Origin of the sequence: Bifidobacterium catulorum, assembly GCF_003129925.1 — a bacterium.
In the GTDB taxonomy this organism is placed as follows: domain Bacteria; phylum Actinomycetota; class Actinomycetes; order Actinomycetales; family Bifidobacteriaceae; genus Galliscardovia; species Galliscardovia catulorum.
Genome location: NZ_QFFN01000007.1, coordinates 1 through 17961 on the forward strand (window position 1 = coordinate 1; position 17961 = coordinate 17961).

Below are 17961 nucleotides of genomic sequence, written 5' to 3' on the forward strand. Positions count from 1 at the left end.
CGCAAGGCGGACTAAGGGGGCCTCCACCAGCCGACAGAGCGAACGCCGGGGACACTCCCCTCAGTCTCGCCTCCGCTCGCCAGCTCCCCACCCGGCCCCCACCATTCGGCTCCCCCACGGCTGGGGGGGGAGCGGGCCGCCGCAAGGCGGACTGAGGGGGCCGACAAAAAACGGGAGACGCGTGCGGCTTCAAGGCGCACCGAGGGAAGGCGTACAAAGGTACGTCGACCGAGGAGCAACGCCGAAGACGCTCCGTCTCCCGTTTTTTACTCGAAATCGGCACCGAGGGCAGCCAACTTCCCCCGGAAGTCCGCATATCCGCGGTCGATGAGCGAGATGCCACGCACGGTGGAGGGCCCTTCGGCGGCGAGTGCGGCGATCAGGTGGGAGAATCCGCCGCGCAGGTCGGGCACGTCGATGTCGCGTCCGGTGAGCGGGGTGGGTCCGAAGATGACGGCGGAATGCTTGTAGTTGCGCTGCTGGAAGCGGCAGGGCAGGGAGCCGAGGCACTCGCGGTAGAGCTGCACGGTGGCGCCCATCTGCACGAGCGGCTTAGTGAAGCCGAAGCGGTTCTCGTATACGGTTTCGTGCACGATGGAGAGTCCCTTGGCCTGGGTGAGGGCCACGACGAGGGGCTGCTGCCAGTCGGTCATGAAGCCGGGGTGCACATCGGTCTCGATGGCGACGGGCTTGAGGTCGCCGCCCGGATGCCAGAAACGGATGCCTTTATCGGTGACGTCGAATTCGCCGCCGATTTTGCGGAACACGTTGAGGAAGGTCATCATTTCGGGCTGGGTGGCGCCTTTGACGAAGATGTCGCCGTGGGTGGCGAGGGCGGCGGAGGCCCAGGATGCGGCTTCGATGCGGTCGGTGAGCGACGTGTGCGTGTAGCCTTTGAGCTCCTTGACGCCTTCGATGCGGAAGGTGCGGTCGACGTCCACGGAGATGATGGCGCCCATCTTCTGCAGCACGGAGACGAGGTCCATGATTTCGGGTTCGATGGCTGCGCCGGAGAGCTCGGTCTTACCTTCGGCGAGCACGGCGGCGAGCAGGGTCTGTTCGGTGGCGCCGACGGACGGGTACGGCAGGTGAATCTTGGCGCCTTTGAGTCCGTTGGGTGCGGTGATGTGGATGCCATCGCTGTGTTCCTTGTCGACGTTGGCGCCGAGTTTGCGCAGCGTTTCGAGGTGGAAGTCGATGGGGCGTCCGCCGATGTTGCAGCCGCCGAGGGCGGGGATGAACGCTTCGCCGAGGCGGTGCAGCAGCGGGCCGGAGAAGAGGATCGGGATGCGGGAGGAGCCGGAGAGCGTGTCGACGTCGGCCACGTTGGCGAGTTCCACGTGGGATGCGTCGATGGTGACGGTGCCTTCGGGGCCGTCGACGTCGACGTTCACGCCGTGGAGGCGCAGCAGGTCGGAGACCACATGCACGTCGCGGATCTCGGGCACGTTCTTCAGCACCGACTTGCCGGGGGCGAGCAGGGCGGCGACCATCGCCTTGCTGACGAAGTTCTTGGCGCCACGCACCTTGATCTTGCCGTTGAGCGGTTTGCCTCCGACGACGCGCAACACATCATTCTCAGGATTCACGAACTTCTCCTTCAATTCGTTCGTCATGGATATATCACCGATGACGAAAAAGACTACATACAGTCTGCCATATGCGGTGTGGCGACTCCGTGAAATCGCCAGCGGCTAATCCGGGAATAAACGGGCCGATGGACGAATGGGCGGGTCGGTCAGGACTGCTTGATCTGACGTGCGAGACCGGGGTTCCACATGGCGCCGGTGGCGCTCATGACCGCGTCGGCTCCCGCGGCACGGTATTCGGCGTAGTCGGCGGGCGTGGTCACGCCGCCGACGCCGATGATGCCGTAGTCGAGGCCGAGTCGTTCGCGCAGTGCGGCGAGCCTGCGGACCATGTCGAGTCCGGAGGGTTTGATGGCGGCGCCGCATACGCCGCTGCGGTCGCGTCCCGCTCCCGGCAGCGCCTGTGCGCCTTGGGCGTCGACGAGTTTGGCGGAGATGGTGTTGATGGTGGAGAATCCTTGGACGAGTCCTCGTCCGGCGGTCACGCGCACCATGTATTCGAGGTCGCCGTCGGAGGGCAGATACGCGAGTTTGATGATGAGCGGCGTATCACCGATCTCGTTTTTGACGGCTTCGGTGATGGTGGACACCTGGTCGGGTGCGTGGCACAGCAGACGGTTGTGGCCTTCGTTCGGGCAGCTGGTGTTCATTTCCATCACGTGGGCGCCGGTTTCCATGACCAGACGTGCGGTGGTCACGTGGTCGGCCACGTATTCGGCGGCGGTCATGCCGTCGTGGCGTGAGCCTTGGAAGCTGGGGACGAGCAGCTGTCCCACTCCGGCGCGTTCCATGGCACGCTGCATGTCGGGCTGCCAGACGTCCGGATCCTGCGAGGGCACGCCGAACGAGTTGGAGATGGAGATGGGGGTTTCAAAACGGTGGTCGGCAAGCACGCCGTCGTCGCATTCGTCGCTGCCGGGGTCGAGGATGCCGTCGGCGGACCGGGGATGCACGGCGAGCACGTTGGGGAACGGGTTGCATCCCCAGGCGTGTGAGCGCACGGTTTTGTAGACGGCGAGGTCGTAGCCCATGCGGAACGCCGCCGTGGTGTAACGTTCGTTGAGCAATGGGCCGGCCGGGATGCCGAAGGGCAGGTCGACGGGGATGCCGAAGAACGATTCGGCGGGGGTGTGCGCGGCTTCGGGAGCGGACTCGTTCAGCGTGCGTGCGACCTGATCGGCGGTGACGCCGTCCTTGGCGTCGCCTCCGAGCGCTTCGGCGAAGGCGCCGAACGGGCCGGATGCGTAGTTGTCTTCGTAGGTGCGGTCGACGTCGTAGAACGGTGTGGCGGTCGTTTCCTCGCTCATGGTCCTCTCCCGGTGATGATTGGTTTTCAGGCTCATTCGATTGTACGGCGTGGGATTGTACGGCGTGGGATGGCATGTGGCGAAGACGGGCGACAAGCCTGACTGAGGGGAGAGCACGGTGCACGGGGGCAACTCCCCTCAGTCACGCTGCGCGTGACAGCTCCCCTCACCTTGAGGGGAGCCTGTTGAATGCCACGTTCCAACCAATCGGCTCCCCTGCGAAGTAGGGGAAGCTGTCAGGCGATAGCCTGACTGAGGGGGTTCCAGCACAGTGCACGTGGACAACCCCCCTCCCTCAAGGGCAAGATGGCCGGAATGCCGGGGGTTCCAGCACAGTGCACATGGACAACTCCCCTCAGTCACGCTACGCGTGACAGCTCCCCTCACCTTGAGGGGAGCCTATGGGATGCCGCGCCCCACCAATCGGCTCCCCTCGCTGAGGGGAGCTGTCGCGTATAACGCGACTGAGGGGAGAAGACGTCTCACGACGCCCCCTCCCCTCGGTCGGTTAGGTTGTCAGGCTGTGTCAGTGCGTGCGCTTGCTCCTGGCGTAGAAGACCACGCCTGCGGCGGCGAGCAGTACGACGACCACGGCCACGATGGCACCGATGGCGGCGCCGGTGCGCGAGAGCTTGCTGCTCTGGCCAGCGGTGGCGCCGGTGTTGGTGGTCACCTGGGCGCCGCCGTTGCCCGGCGTCGTGGCGGCTGCCGCCTTGACGGTCACGTTGGCGGTGATGGTGTAGGCCTTGCCGCCCACGAAGGCGGTGCCCTTCACGGCGAACGAGCCAACCTTGGCGTAGGCGCTGGCGGGCACGTCGTTCCACGTGACGGTCTCATCGGTGGTGCTGCCATCGGACCAGTGCACCTTCACGGTCGCCGGCAGCTGCGGCGCCTTGCCCACGGTGGTGGGGATGTCGACGCCGTCTTCCACGTACTTGACCTCGACGTTCTTCACGTCGACGGTGGCGGTCACGGTGTGTGCGGCATTCTTGACGGTGACGGTGCCCTTGACCTCGAACGTACCGGCCGTAGCGTAGTCCTTGGCCGGGATCTCGTTCCAGACGATCGGCTCGTTCGTGGTGTCGTCGTTGCTCCACTTGACCCATGCGGTCTTGGGAAGTTCGGGCTTCACGCCGGGCTTCGTGCTGGTCTTCACGGTGGCCTGCACGTCGACCACGGTGGCCGCGTTCACGATCACCTTGACGGAGACCGGCAGACCAGCGACGGTTCCGTTGACGGTGAACTGGCCGCCGTCACGGCTCTGCCACTTGTCGAAGGCGTCCCACGTGATGGTTTCGGTGCTGTCCTTGCCGCCATCGTTCCACTTGACGGTGGCGGTCTTGGGCAGTTCGGGCGGTGTGCCGGAGTCCACGGTGATGGTCTTGTCGCCGTTCACCGTGGCGGAGACGGCCTTGGCGCTGTGCACAATGACGTTCACGGTCACGCCGTCCTTGTAGCCATTGACCTCGCCCTTGACGGCGATGGTCTTGTCCTTGCCGGAGCGGTTGGAGAAGTCCACGCCGTCGGTCTTCCAGGTGACGGCGACGGTACCGGTCTTGCCGTTGGAGAACTTCGCTTCCACGGAGGTCGGCAGGTTCGGCGTCTGGCCGGCGTTCACCTCCACGTCCTTCGGCGCGGTGACGGATTCGATGCTGGCGGCGACGACGGTGATCTTCACGGTCACGGTCTTGCCGGCGACCTCGCCGGTCACGGTCACGGGCTGGTCGCTGGCCTTGTCGAACAGCTTGTCGAAGTCGGCCGGCTCATCCCAGATGACGTTCTCGGCGGTGGTCTCGCCGTTGGACCATGTCACTTCGGCGGTCTTGGGCAGCGTGGGCACGTTGCCTTCCACCGTGGAGAAGTCGGCCGGGTTCTTCGCGGATTCCGCGGTGGCGGCCTTGACGGACACGGTGAACTCAACGTCCTTGTCCCAGCCGTCGGTCTTGCCGGTGGCGGTGACGTAGTGCGCGGTGTGCGGCTTGTTCCAGCCTTCGGGCAGGGTGAGGGCGATGTCTCGCGTTTCGGTGGCGCCGTCGTTCCACGTGACCTTGGCCTTGCCGGTCAGGTTCGCGGGGGCGGTCCTGCCGGAGTCCACGGTGATGGTGTCGGCGGTCGGCTCCACGGCGGTGATGGCGCGGGCCTTCACGTTCACCGTCACGCTTACGGTGAGGGGCTTGCCGTTGGCGTCGGTGAGGTCGCCGGCGGCGCGGGTCACAGTGGTCTGCTGCACGGTGCCGTTCACGGTGAACGTGCCGGCCTGCGCATACTTGCCGGCGTCGATCTTGTCCCAGGCCACGGTGTTGGTGGTCGTGGTGCCGTCGGAGTAGGTCACGGTGGCGTTGATCGTGCTCAGGTCGGGCGCGTGCGTGGCGACGGTGTCCACGGAGGCGGCGGTGGCCTTGGCGGTCAGGGCGGCCGCGGCGGTCACGGTGACGGGCAGCGTCACCTTGGTGGTCTGGCCGTCGGCGGTCACGGTGCCGGTGGCGTTGAAGGAACCGACCGTGGCGTAGCTCTTGGCGTCGATCTTGTCCCAGGCGACGGTTCCGTCGGTCGTGTCGCCGTTGGACCACGTGACCTTGGCGGTCTTCGGAAGCTTGGAGGTCGGGTCGAGGCCTGCCGGCGTGCTCAGCGTGGCCGGGTCAAGGGTGGCGCCGGTGATGGTCGCCGGCTTGACGATGACGTTCAGGGTCACGGTGCCGTCATAGCCCGCGACCTTGCCGGTGAGCGTGGCGTTGCCGCCTTGGCGGTCCTTCCACGTCGCTTCGGGAACCGCGGCGGGCGTCCAGGTGACGGCCACGTCCTTGGTCGTGCCGTCGCTGAGCGTGGCCTTGACGGTGGTCGGCAGCTGCGCGTTCGGGTTGGTGCCGGATTCGACGGTGATGTCAGCGGGGTTGGTCACGTTCGTGACCTTCGCGTCCACCACGGTGATCTTCAGCGTGACGGGCTGGCCCTTCACGGTGCCGTTGAACGTCTGCTCGCCGAGCTGGTCGAACGTGGCCTTGGTGGGGTCGTTGGTCCACGTGATGGGTTCGGCGGTCGTGTCGCCGTTGGACCACGTGACTTCGGCGGTCGAGGGGATGTTCGTGGGCTTGGAGCCCTTGACCACGGTGATGTCGTCGAGCGCGGCCACGGACTTGACGGTCGCGGCGGTGACGGTCACGTGGGCGGTGACGGTCTTGCCGGCGATGGCGCCGGTCAGGTCGTAGGTGCCGCCTTCGCGCTTGCCGTACTGGTCCTTGGCGCTGGACTGCCAGTTGATGGTCTCACTGGAGGTGTCGCCGTTGGACCATGACACCTTGCCGGTCTTGGGCAGCTGGCCGTCCGGGTTCGTGCCGGACGGAGTGGTGATGTCGGTTGCGGCGGCGGTGCCGTCAATCGTCGCCTTGGTGACCGTGGCGGCCGCGACGTTCAGCGTGGCCGTGACCTTCTTGGCCCAGCCGTCCACCGTGCCGTTGACCTTCACGGTGTGGGCGGTACGGTCCTTGTTCCAATCGTTCGGGATGGCCTCCCACGTCACGTCGACGTCGGCGGTGGTGTTGTCGCTGTAGTGGGCCGTCACCTTGGCCGGCAGCTGCGCCGTCGGCTTGGTCGTGCCCGAGGCCACGGAAATCGCCGCCGGATCATCCACGGAGGTGATGGTCTTGGTGGCGGCGTTCACCATCGCAACATAAGTCTTAAAATCGTTCAGATAATCGGAGGCATCATATTCATAGCCCGCCGAATCCTGATATTGCATACCGCCATAAACCTGGGATTCAGTCATACCATTCGGGTAATCCTGCCAGCCGCTCCCAGTATTAAACCGCGCGTGCTTGGCAATGGCTAATCCAGTGGTGGAGAACGGGTAAACCTGAATCTTGGTTTCCCCCGTAAAGCAGATTTTGTTCGTCAGCGCACGATAATGACCAATTTGCGCCGAAGAACCGCAGTCTAACGGGTGGTCGTCGTAGTTGTTGATTTCGGAATACCAACTATCAGCTGCAACGGACCGATTATCTGAAGTCCACGGAGAGTAATAGCTGCTGGCATACAGATTCTCAAGTGCGAAGGTCCACGATTGCCCATTGTTCGCCGCATGACCGAACTGGTGCGACGAATAATTGACGTTCGACTGCGAGGCAGCCATCATCTTATCCGTCACCTTCAACGGCGTAAGTCCGGCACCATTGTCATCGCAGGCACGAGCCGGATTGCCCTTCGGCAAATCAGTACGGCAAGGTTCGTTCTTCAAAGAAGAACGAAATGTGTTGATAGCAATAATCTGTTCAATGGCAGTCTGCATATTATCCAATGCAGTGGCGTCATCAGCGGCACCGATGTTGGTCTGATCCTTGAAGTGGGCGGTCTTCAACAGTTCCGCGGCCTCTTTGGCCGTCGTCTTCTCGTTGGCATCGGTCGCGTTCTCGGACTTCCAGATGAAGTAGCCATAGGACGACTTCTTCTCCGTGGCGCTCAGCTGGTCCCACGCGCCGTCCGCCGCGTTGGCGGTGACGGCGGTCAGGCCCATCGTGGCGACGGTGGCGGCCGCCGCGAGCACGCCGATTACCCTCTTCTTCCAATCATGCAGCCGAGCGGGTCGACGAGTCGATGACTCCCGCGCAGCCGACAAGCTATTCAAGCCCATGACTTTCCCTTCTGTCCGCCACGACGGGTTGAACCTATCACCACCCCCGTTCGGGAGGAGGTCGTTCGCGACGTAAACCTCGATATATATCCTTATTAAGGATATCCCTCCGCAAGGATGAACGACAGACCACCCCCGTATCAGGGGACCGTATCAGGGGACAACGCACACCGCCTGAGCGGCAAAGGACGAAGCGCTTTTTCGCGGATATCAGGGTTTCGTCCTTGGGAAGATCAGGAATCAAGCAACGTAAACGTTGAAATTTCAATGATTCTTATTGCCGATATGGATGAATGCGAAGGACGACTCCTCATTTTCTCGAAAAAACGCCGTCGTCCATGACCATCAGTGATATTCCCGTGGGCTACGTCACAACACGACGATTATGCGGCCCAATCCATGAATGCAGAGGAAGGGCGTTTATTCCTCAGCCAACTCCCCTCAGACCGCCTCACGGCGGCCAGCTCCCCTCAACCTTGAGGGGAGCCGATCGGCGAGAGCCATCGCCAAAACAGAACGGCCTCCGAAAGAAGCCACCACAAAGCAAAAGACAACAGACCACAAAACCAGCCAACTCCCCTCAGACCGCCTCACGCCGATCGGCTCCCCTCAACCATGAGGGGAGCCGATCGGCGAGAGCCATCACCGAAGACGATCAGCCAACGGGCCCGGTCCTGTAATTATGGACGGCCTTCGGCCGGCGTTCTATCGGCTCGGCCGCTCGATATATCGCGGCCTCGCACAGGCCCTGGGTAACAGTCCACCGGACTGTTACCCAGGCTGATCGAGACAGCTAGTCTCGATCAGCCAACGGGCCTGTCCATTCGTATTCTTGTTCTCGGGCGGAGGCGATGGGGGCTTCGGGCAGATGGCGGGCCGGCAGCGTGGTCGGCTTGAACGGGAACTTCTCCGCACGCATCTTCTCGTAGGCCAGAATATCGTCCTCATGCTGCAACGTCAGATCGATGTCGTCGTAGCCGTTCATCAGACGCCAACGCACGTAGTCGCCCACCTCGAACGGCAGGGTCACGTCGCCGCAGGTCACGGTGCGTTCGCCCAGGTCGACGGTCATCTCACGGCCCGGCTCCTCCTCAAGCAGCTTCCACAGCAGTTCGATGGACTCCATCGGCATGATGGCGGCCAGCACGCCGTTCTTGGCGGTGTTGCCGTAGAAGATGTCGGCGAAACGCGGCGCGATGACCACGCGGAAGCCATAGTCGTGCAGCGCCCACACGGCGTGCTCACGGGACGAGCCGATGCCGAAGTCCGGTCCGGCCACGAGGATCCTGCCCTTGCGGTACGGCTCCTTGTTGAGCACGAACTCCGGGTCGCGACGCCACGCATAGAACAGGGCGTCGTCGAAGCCGGACTTGGTCACGCGCTTGAGGAACACGGCGGGAATGATCTGATCGGTGTCGACGTTCGAACGACGGAGCGGAACGCCGACGCCGGTGACGACGGTAAGTTTTTCCATGATTGAAAAGTCCTTTGGTTATAAGCGGGAAAACGGCGTTTTACAGATCGGCGGGGCTGGAGATGGTGCCACGGATCGCGGTGGCGGCGGCCACGGCGGGCGACGCCAGATGCGTACGCGAGCCCTTGCCCTGACGTCCCTCGAAGTTGCGGTTCGACGTGGAGATGGAACGTTCGTCGGCGACCATCTTGTCGGGGTTCATGCCCAGGCACATCGAGCAGCCGGCGTTGCGCCATTCGGCACCGAAGTCCTTGAAGATCTTGTCGAGGCCTTCCTTCTCGGCCTCCAGACGCACGCGGGACGACGCCGGCACCACGAGCACGCGGTGCAGGCTCTTCGCCTTGTGATGCCCCTTCATGATGGCGGCGGCGGCGCGAAGGTCCTCGATGCGGCCGTTCGTGCAGGAGCCGATGAACACGGTGTCCACGGCGATCGACTTGATGGGCTGGCCGGGCTTGAGGCCCATGTACTTGATGGCCGATTCGGCGGCCTCGCGCTGCGTCTCGTCGGTGATGGACTCCGGGTCGGGCACGTTCGCGGTGATCGGCAGGCCCTGGCCGGGGTTGGTGCCCCACGTGACGTACGGCTGGAGGTCCTCGGCGCGCAGCGTCACCTCCTTGTCGAACACGGCGTCGTCGTCGGTCTTCAGCGTCTTCCAGTATTCGACGGCCTTGTCCCACATCTCGCCCTGCGGCGCGTGCGGACGGCCCTTGAGGTATTCGAACGTGATCTCGTCGGGGCTGACCATGCCGGCGCGGGCGCCCGCCTCGATCGACATGTTGCAGATCGTCATGCGGGCCTCCATGCTGAGCTTGTGGATGGCCTCGCCACGGTATTCGATCACGTGGCCCTGGCCGCCGCCGGTGCCGATCTTCGCGATGATCGCGAGGATGATGTCCTTGGCGGTCACGCCCTCGGGCAGCTCGCCCTCCACGTTCACGGCCATGGTCTTGAACGGCTTGAGGCTCAGGCACTGCGTGGCCATCACATGCTCCACCTCGCTGGTGCCGATGCCGAACGCGAGCGCGCCGAACGCGCCATGCGTGGACGTGTGCGAGTCGCCGCACACCACGGTCATGCCCGGCTGGGTGAGGCCCAGCTGCGGTCCGACCTGATGCACGATGCCCTGATCGGCGTCGCCGAGCGGATGCAGACGCACGCCGAACTCCTTGCAGTTCCTCTCCAGCGTGCTCAGCTGCGTGGCCGACGTCTCGTCGGGGTTCGGCTGGTCGATGTTCACGGTCGGGGTGTTGTGGTCCTCGGTCGCGATGAGCAGGTCGGTGTGACGCGGCTTGCGGCCGGCCAGACGCAGGCCCTCGAACGCCTGCGGGCTGGTGACCTCGTGCATGAGCATGAGGTCGATGTAGATGAGATCCGGCTCGCCGTTCTCGCCCTTGCGGACGAGATGATCGGCCCAGACCTTCTCGGCCAATGTGGTTCCCATGATGTACCTCCTAGAGGCGTAATCGCAACGTTTGCCGCGACGTTATCGCAACGTGTATCGACGTCGATTCCTCTGCCTTTTCCTCGGTGACCATTCCCGTGAATAGCCCAGACACATCGAGTATGGTGCTTCGGCCAAATTACAGACTTTTGCATTTCACATTATGAGATGGCATAATCCCAATCATGGCAATACAAAACGGCGATTCTACAACGGATGGAACATTGCAGACGAAAAAAGAAACAGTAAAAGTATTGACAAATTCGCGCAATGCGTCCAGCCAGAGCGACGAAACGACTGCGGAACGGCCGGGTTCGGCGCGTAAGGAAGTGCATTCCGGCGTGGGTGTGCTCGACAAGACCGCCAAGATCCTCGACACGCTGGAGGGCGGTCCGGCCACCCTGGCGCAGCTGGTGAACGAGACCGGGCTGGCAAGGCCGACGGCGCACCGTCTGGCGATCGCGCTGGAGAAGCACCGGTTCATCGTGCGCGACCAGCATGGCCGGTTCGTGCTCGGCTCGCGGTTCGCGGAACTGGCGGCCGCGGCCGGCGAGGACCGTCTGCTCACCGCATGCGGCCCGATCCTGCAGACGCTGCTCGACCGCACCGGCGAGTCGGCGCAGATCTACCGGCGTCAGGGCGACCAGCGCGTGTGCATCGCGGCCGTGGAACGGTCGAGCGGTCTGCGTGACTCGATCCCCGTGGGCGCGATCCTGTCGATGGAGGCGGGGTCGGCGGCGCAGATCCTGCTCGCCTGGGAGGATCCGGAGCGGATGCATCAGGGGCTGCGGCGCGCCAAGTTCACGATGGCGAAGCTGGCCACCGTGCGCAAACGCGGCTGGGCGGAGTCGGTGAACGAGCGCGAGGCGGGAGTGGCGTCGGTCTCCTCGCCGATACGCAACGCCTCGGGCCAGGTGATCGCGGCGATCTCCATCTCCGGGCCGACGAACCGCATGGGCACGACCCCGGGGCAGCATTTCGCGCCGCTGGTCATGGCCGCAGGCAAGTATCTTTCCGACGCGCTGATCCGCGCCCACGCCGGCGCCGGCATGTAGGACGCCGACCCGGCCGGCCTACCGCCGTTTGCCGGTGAACCCCAGCGAGGCCACGGCGGCGGCGAACCCTGCGGCGAGCGTGGCCAAGGCGCCCGGCTTGCGCAGCAGGTTCCACGCGTCGCCCGGATTCGTGGGCACATGGCTCATCGCGAACGTATACGCCTTGCGCGTGGTCGGCTTGCCCACGATCTGACCGAACTCCAACAACTGCGTGCGCGGCTCGTACGGATGCCGGATGTCGAATTCGAATAGTCGCGCCGCCCGCTTGTCGGGCACCGGACCATACGAGCCGAATCCACACGTCGGCGTGGCGCCGAGCATGATGCCCTCGGTCGTGCCGACGAAACCGTTGCGATGGTCGTGGCCGGCGAACAGGCCGAAATAGCCGTCGGTGTCCTTCATGATCTGGAATTCGCCGCAGTCCACGTCGGGGCAGCTCACGCCCTCTCCCAGATAGCTGCCGGGCAGCGTCTTCGATTCGTCGAGGATGTAGCAGGCGGCGTCGAAACTGCGATACCCCTGGATCGCGTACGCCGTCGACGACGACACCGGCTTGAGCACGTCGTAGAACTGCGGGATCGGAATGTGCTGGAAGACGATGGATTTAGCGCCGATCACGGTCGGCATGGCGTCGAGGAAATCCAACGCCCTCTGGCTGGGCGAACCGTATCCGCCGGATTTCGCATAATCGCCGGAATCCACCAGCACCAGTCCGATGACGTTGCGCCGGCCGTCCATGTCGGTCACGGGCAGGGCGAACGTGCCCGGCTCGCACGCATACGCCTCCTGATCGGCCAATCCCGAATACGCCGCCGATACGGCGCCGCCCGGCTGCTCGGCGGCCGCCATCGGCGGGTTCAGGCATCCGGGGAACTCGCGGTAGATGTCGTTGAGTTCGGCGTTGTCCAATCCGCATTGGAAATCATGGTTGCCGAACGTGACTGCGAACGGCACGTCGCGGTCGACGAGCGGCTGCACGAACTGGCGGATCGTCCTACGCACGAGGTCGCGCGTATGGTCGAGGTCGTCCTTGTCGGGGCCGCCGTTCCTCGGCACGTCCCAACGGCGGCGTCGCGACGTCTTGGCGTAGGCGGAATCGTAGCCGGCGATCTGGTCGCCGGTGAACACGACGACGTCGGGACGGGCCGCGTCGCACGCGTTGCCGATGAGCCGGACGGTGTCGGCGGAGACCTTCGGACCGTCCTGGATATCGGTGAGCTGGAGAACACGGAACTTGCCCGAACGATGGAACTGCAATCGCCCCAGTTTGGCGGAGACGGAGATCGGACGCTCCTCCTCGACGGCGTCGAGCAGCCTCTGGGTGTGTTCGCTCACACGGTCGCCCATCCGCTCGCCGACATGGGACAATGCGCGTCCCGCATCGGACGCGCCGCGGTGAATTCGGTCACTCATAACCACCACCCTACTTCACCTGTACCGAGAATCAACCGCATCGGGCAGACGACGTCGGAAATTCATCCGACGGACACGACCGGCAACGATGCGGCATCATCCGCGGCCGGGGATCACCTGGCCGCGGAACCGCACGCGCTTGACCTTCGGCTCGGGATACTCCTTCGTCCGCAACGGCACGATCTCGACTATCGGACGGTCGAACGCCAGTCCATACCATGCGAGCGGATTGCCGGCCACCGAACGGATCGCGTACTTGAGGCGGATGGCGAACCGTTCCAGATCCTTGATGTCGGATTCGGGGACCAGCGACTTCTTGATGAACACATAGCGCGTGGCCGCGATGTCGGCCGTCTCGCCGTTCCATCCCGGATAGGCGTTGCGCTGCGGGGGCAGTTCGCCGGTGCGCAGCAGTTCGCGCATGATCACACGCAGCATGGGGCGCACACGCTGCGGCTCCTTGTATCCCAACCGTATGCGCACACGGATGAGATGGCCCTGCGCATACGGCTGCGCCGACCACTCCTCCCCATACGGATGGTCGCTGATCAGCACCGTCACCACCCAATAGGCGTACGCGCGCTTGGGATTGCCGGCGAAGATGCTGCGCGGGATGTCGCCGTCGACGCGGTCGGTGGTCATGTCGGGCGTGAGGAACACGAGGTTGCCGGCGGTGAGTGGCACGTCGTCGTCGGTGGACAGGCGGATCAGCTCGTCCTCGAAACCGGCGATCTTCACGCGACGGCGCGCCTTGCGTTCGACGCGCGTGCCCTCCTCCCATGAGATCATGACGGCGAGCACCGCCGCACACACCATGACGCTGAACCAGCCGCCGTTGAGGAACTTCATCAGGCAGGAGACCATGAACGCCGTGTCGAGCGCGCCGAAGCCGACGAGCATGGCGGCGGCCCCGAAACGGCGCTGCCAGTCGTGCAGGCCGGGCCACACGTGCAGGATGTAGGCGGCGAGCTGGATGGACGTGGTGACCATGGCCACGCTGAGCGCCAGACCGTACGCGCCCTCCATATGATGGCTGTCCTTGAACATGAGCACGGCGATGATCGTCAGGCCGCACAGCGTCCAGTTCACGGCGGGAATGTACAGCTGGCCCTTGGTGACGGAGGGATACAGCACCTTGAGATGCGGCATCCAGTTGACGGACGTGGCCTCCTTGACCATGGTGAACGCGCCGGTGATCAGCGCCTGAGAGGCGATGACGCCGGCCGCCACGGCGAACACGACGGCGAATCCGCGCAGCTGCTCCGGCATCATCTGGAAGAACGGGCTGACGTTGCCGGTGAACGCCGGATCGCCCGCATGGTCGAGGATCCACGCGCTTTCGCCGGTGTAGCACACCAGCAGGCACACCACGACGATCGGGAACGTGGCGTGGATGGGTTTGATGCCGGCATGGCCGATGTCGGAATACAGGGCCTCCGCGCCGGTGACGCAGAGGAACACGCTGCCGAGCACGGCGAATCCGGCATGGTTCTGCGACGACAGCAGGAACGAGATGCCGTTCCACGGGTTGAGCGCGCCCAGAAACAGTTCGGGATGACGCATGGCGTGCGGCAGGCCGGCGCCGGCGATGAACAGGCACCAGACGAGCATGACGGGGCCGAACAGGCGGCCGATGCTCGTGGTGCCGTTGCGCTGCAGCAGGAACAGCAGCACGATGACGACGAGGCTCATGACCATCACCGTGTGAGTGTCGAGCCAGGCGAGCGCCGGAATGGTGCGCAGACCCTCCATCGCGGACGTGATGCTCACCGCGGGCGTGAAGACGCCGTCGGCCAGGAACGCGGCCGCGCCGATCATGGCCGGCGCGATCAGCCACTTCCAATGCCGGCGCACGAGCACATACAACGCCAGGATGCCGCCTTCGCCCTTGTTGTCGGCACGCAGGGCGATGAGCACGTATTTCAGCGTGGCGATGAGCATGAGCGTCCAGAAGACGAGGCTCAGCACACCCACGACGAAGTCGGTCGTCACCGCGGCGAGGCCGCCCTGGCCGGCAAGCACTGCGGGCAGCGTGTACACGGGGCTGGTGAGCAGGTCGCCGTAGACGATGCCGAGCGCCACCAGCGCCGTGCCCACATTCAGCGGGATGCCTCGCCCGCCCGGTGCCACGCGCGTGCCGCCACGTCGGCCGCGGCCGGCGCCGACGATACGGGAGATGCGGGTGGTTTTCGTCTTCGGCTTCGATTTGGCTTTGGCTTTCGACCGTGGTTGTGTACTGTCACCGCTGGCGCTCATCTGCCGGTCTCCCCCTTGTGAACCCTATGAAAGGACATCGTCCCCGCTTACGACAATGCCGAATGCCCAAGGTCGAGGATCCGGCATCGGTCGGCGTGCGTCCGACGTCCGATATCAGCCATCGTGAAAGGTTTTGCGAGCACCGCTCACGTTACTCCGAACAACGGCGGCGAAGACCGGCCCTAACGGATTCCAAACGAAAAAGCGGCCATATGTTAACGAAGCGCTAACGTCATGGATCACCATCCCGACAAGCGGGGTCATATTGTCGGGTACCGGACCATATTGCCGATGCGCGGGACCATGTCGTCGGTGCAGAGCGGCTACATTGCCGAACGCCCGGGCCACACCGCCGGCGTTCGAGACCACGCCGTCAGCGCGTGAAGCCGCACCGCCAGCGAACGGAGCCGTGCCGCCGACGGCCCACGCCACGCACGCGGATACTACAACACCATGGTGATAACAAAAAACCTCGCAGAATCATTCGATTCGCGAGGCCGTATTCGCTGGGGTACCTGGACTCGAACCAAGAATGGATGAACCAGAATCACCTGTGTTGCCAATTACACCATACCCCAATTGGCGCGGAGCAGTCTTGCGACTGCTCCGTAGTCGTACCCCCAACCGGATTTGAACCGGTGTTGGCGCCGTGAGAGGGCGTAGTACTAGACCGCTATACGATGGGGGCTTAATTATCAATCAGTTCAGCGACGTCAATTACTGACTGTTCAGTTCAGCAACTTCCGTCATTTCCCTGACCGGACTGCGGTGTGAACCGCAACGAGTGATTAATATACGCGAGCACCACGAAGTGCGCAACCCTCGGCGTGTCGCGATTGGAGGAATCACTTGTTTTCGTTGATATATCAACGATTATCGACGTTTTGGCTGTTGTGCGGAATACTGCTGTAAAGAACGTCGTCATAAGGCATGATGGCATGCGGCACGATGTCGGGAAACGACGATGAATCCAAACGATGCACTCACAGACACGTCGGCATCCGATGACGTTCCCGGAAAAGGAATCCATCATCCGGTTCCTTATGCGCCCCACATACCAAACGGCCCGCCGTCCCATATGGGAACGGCGGGCGAGACGGCATCGGAATCATCGGTCGCGTTCCGACGCCACGTACACGTCACAGATGGGCGTCACAGATGGGCGCGGAGGTTCCTCAGACGGGCGACCGAGACCGGCTTGCCCACGATCTCCATGGACTCGAACAGCGGCGGGGAGACGCGGCGGCCCGACATGGCCACACGCACCGGACCGAACGCCAGACGCGGCTTGTAACCACCCTCCTCGATGAGCGCCTTGTTCAGGGTCTCATGAAGGTTGTCGGTCTTCCAATCGGCCTCGTCGACGGCGTCGAGGGCCTCGATGGCCTTGTCGAGCACGTCGGGGGCCGACGCCTTGAGCTGCTTGTTGGCATCGGCGTCGGGTTCGAGATACTCCTCGGCGGAGAGCAGCGAACCGACCATGCCGGCGACCTCGCCCAGCAGACGCACACGGGACTGCACGAGCGGGGCGGCGGCGGTGAGCACGCTCTTCTCACGGTCGGTGAGGGCATCCCAATTGTCGGCGGAGACCACGCCGTCGCGATGCAGGTACGGCACGGAACGGTTGAGGAAGTCCTGCGGTTCGAGCATGCGCACGTGCTCGGCGTTGATGGCGATGGCCTTGTCGATGTCGAAATGCGCCGGATTCGCCTTCACGTTGCGGATGTCGAACTTCTCGATCATCTCGTCCATGGAGAACACGTCGCGGTCGGCGCTGATCGACCAGCCCAGCAGCGCCAAGTAGTTGAGCAGGCCCTCGCGGATGAAGCCATGGTCGCGGTGCAGGAACAGGTTGGACTCGGGATCGCGCTTGGAAAGCTTCTTCTTGCCCTTGCCCATCACGTACGGCATGTGGCCGAACAGCGGCATCTCCTTGGCCACGCCCAGCTCGATCAGGTAGCGGTACAGCACGATCTGACGCGGGGTGGAGCTCAGCAGGTCCTCGCCGCGCAGCACCACGTTGATGCGCATCATGGCATCGTCCACGGGGTTGGTGAGCGTGTACAGCGGGTCGCCGTTCGGGCGGACGATCACATAGTCCGGCACGGAACCGGCCTTGAACTCGATGCGGCCTCGGATCAGATCGTCGAAGGCGATGTCCTCGTCGGGCATGCGCAGGCGGATGGCGGGCTTGCGGCCCTCGGCGCGGAAGGCGTCCTTCTGCTCCTCGGTGAGGTTGCGGTCGTAGCCGTCGTAGCCGAAGGCCTTCGGACGGCCGGCGGCCACGTTGCGGGCCTCGATCTCCTCGGGCGTGGAGAAGGACTCATAGGCGTAGCCGGCCTCAAGCAGCTTCGCGGCAACGTCCTTGTAGATGTCGGTGCGTTCGGACTGGCGGTACGGGCCATCGGGGCCGCCGACCTCCACGCCCTCGCCCCAGTCGAGGCCGAGCCACTTCAGGGCATCGAGAATCTGGTTGTAGCTCTCCTCGGAATCACGCTGGGCGTCGGTGTCCTCGATGCGGAACACGAAGGTGCCGTGCGTGTGACGGGCCTCGGCCCAGTTGAACAGTGCGGTGCGGACCATGCCCACGTGCGGGGTGCCGGTCGGCGAGGGGCAGAAGCGGACGCGAACGTTCTCGGGCAGTTCGGGCTTCGCTTCGGACTTTGCGTTTTCAACATGCTCTTCAGTCATACGCCCTATTGTGCCGCGTCAACGGGACGGAAGCCGGGTGTTTTCCCCCGAAAATGCGAGTCGTAGGGCTTTGGGCCGGTGGAGGCGACGATTCCCGCAAAGCCTCAC

Annotated in this window: 9 protein-coding genes and 2 tRNA genes; 1 reads left to right on the top strand and 10 read right to left on the bottom strand. The window is 64.0% G+C overall.

Features of this window, described 5'->3' with window-relative positions:
• Positions 1 to 266: 266 nt before the first annotated feature.
• The 5 genes from murA to leuC form a co-directional block, all read right to left on the bottom strand.
• Positions 267 to 1589 (bottom strand): UDP-N-acetylglucosamine 1-carboxyvinyltransferase, encoded by a 1323-nt coding sequence (gene murA / locus DF200_RS04025; RefSeq protein ID WP_241520113.1) that lies wholly within the window; start codon positions 1587 to 1589, stop codon positions 267 to 269.
• A gap of 149 nt (positions 1590 to 1738) precedes the next feature.
• On the bottom strand, positions 1739 to 2896 hold the full coding sequence (locus tag DF200_RS04030; RefSeq protein ID WP_109137009.1) for a beta/alpha barrel domain-containing protein: 1158 nt from the start codon (positions 2894 to 2896) through the stop codon (positions 1739 to 1741).
• Between the two features lie 526 nt (positions 2897 to 3422).
• Positions 3423 to 7520, bottom strand: coding sequence for an Ig-like domain-containing protein (locus DF200_RS11215; RefSeq protein WP_109137010.1), 4098 nt, complete (start codon positions 7518 to 7520; stop codon positions 3423 to 3425).
• 793 nt (positions 7521 to 8313) lie between these two features.
• A complete protein-coding gene (gene leuD / locus DF200_RS04040) occupies positions 8314 to 8994 on the bottom strand; it encodes a 3-isopropylmalate dehydratase small subunit (RefSeq protein WP_109137011.1) in 681 nt (226 codons plus the stop codon).
• Between the two features lie 40 nt (positions 8995 to 9034).
• Complete coding sequence (gene leuC / locus DF200_RS04045; RefSeq protein ID WP_109137012.1) at positions 9035 to 10438, bottom strand: 3-isopropylmalate dehydratase large subunit; 1404 nt, start codon at positions 10436 to 10438, stop codon at positions 9035 to 9037.
• A 254-nt stretch (positions 10439 to 10692) separates the two neighbouring features.
• Between leuC and DF200_RS04050 the strand changes: the two genes are divergently transcribed.
• Positions 10693 to 11493 carry an IclR family transcriptional regulator gene (locus tag DF200_RS04050; protein WP_439098313.1) on the top strand — a complete coding sequence of 267 codons (801 nt, stop codon included), beginning with the start codon at positions 10693 to 10695 and terminating at the stop codon, positions 11491 to 11493.
• Between the two features lie 18 nt (positions 11494 to 11511).
• Here DF200_RS04050 and DF200_RS04055 read toward each other — a convergent pair whose 3' ends face one another.
• From DF200_RS04055 to gltX, 5 genes are all read right to left on the bottom strand, one after another.
• The gene (locus DF200_RS04055; protein ID WP_109137014.1) at positions 11512 to 12840 is read right to left on the bottom strand and encodes a metallophosphoesterase family protein; all 1329 of its coding nucleotides are present in this window, start codon (positions 12838 to 12840) and stop codon (positions 11512 to 11514) included.
• 162 nt (positions 12841 to 13002) lie between these two features.
• A complete protein-coding gene (locus tag DF200_RS04060) occupies positions 13003 to 15162 on the bottom strand; it encodes a KUP/HAK/KT family potassium transporter (protein WP_109137015.1) in 2160 nt (719 codons plus the stop codon).
• Between the two features lie 506 nt (positions 15163 to 15668).
• Positions 15669 to 15740: transfer RNA gene (locus tag DF200_RS04065), tRNA-Gln, on the bottom strand.
• 37 nt (positions 15741 to 15777) lie between these two features.
• Positions 15778 to 15850: transfer RNA gene (locus tag DF200_RS04070), tRNA-Glu, on the bottom strand.
• A gap of 464 nt (positions 15851 to 16314) precedes the next feature.
• Positions 16315 to 17853 carry a glutamate--tRNA ligase gene (gene gltX, locus DF200_RS04075; protein WP_109137016.1) on the bottom strand — a complete coding sequence of 513 codons (1539 nt, stop codon included), beginning with the start codon at positions 17851 to 17853 and terminating at the stop codon, positions 16315 to 16317.
• Positions 17854 to 17961 lie beyond the last annotated feature (108 nt).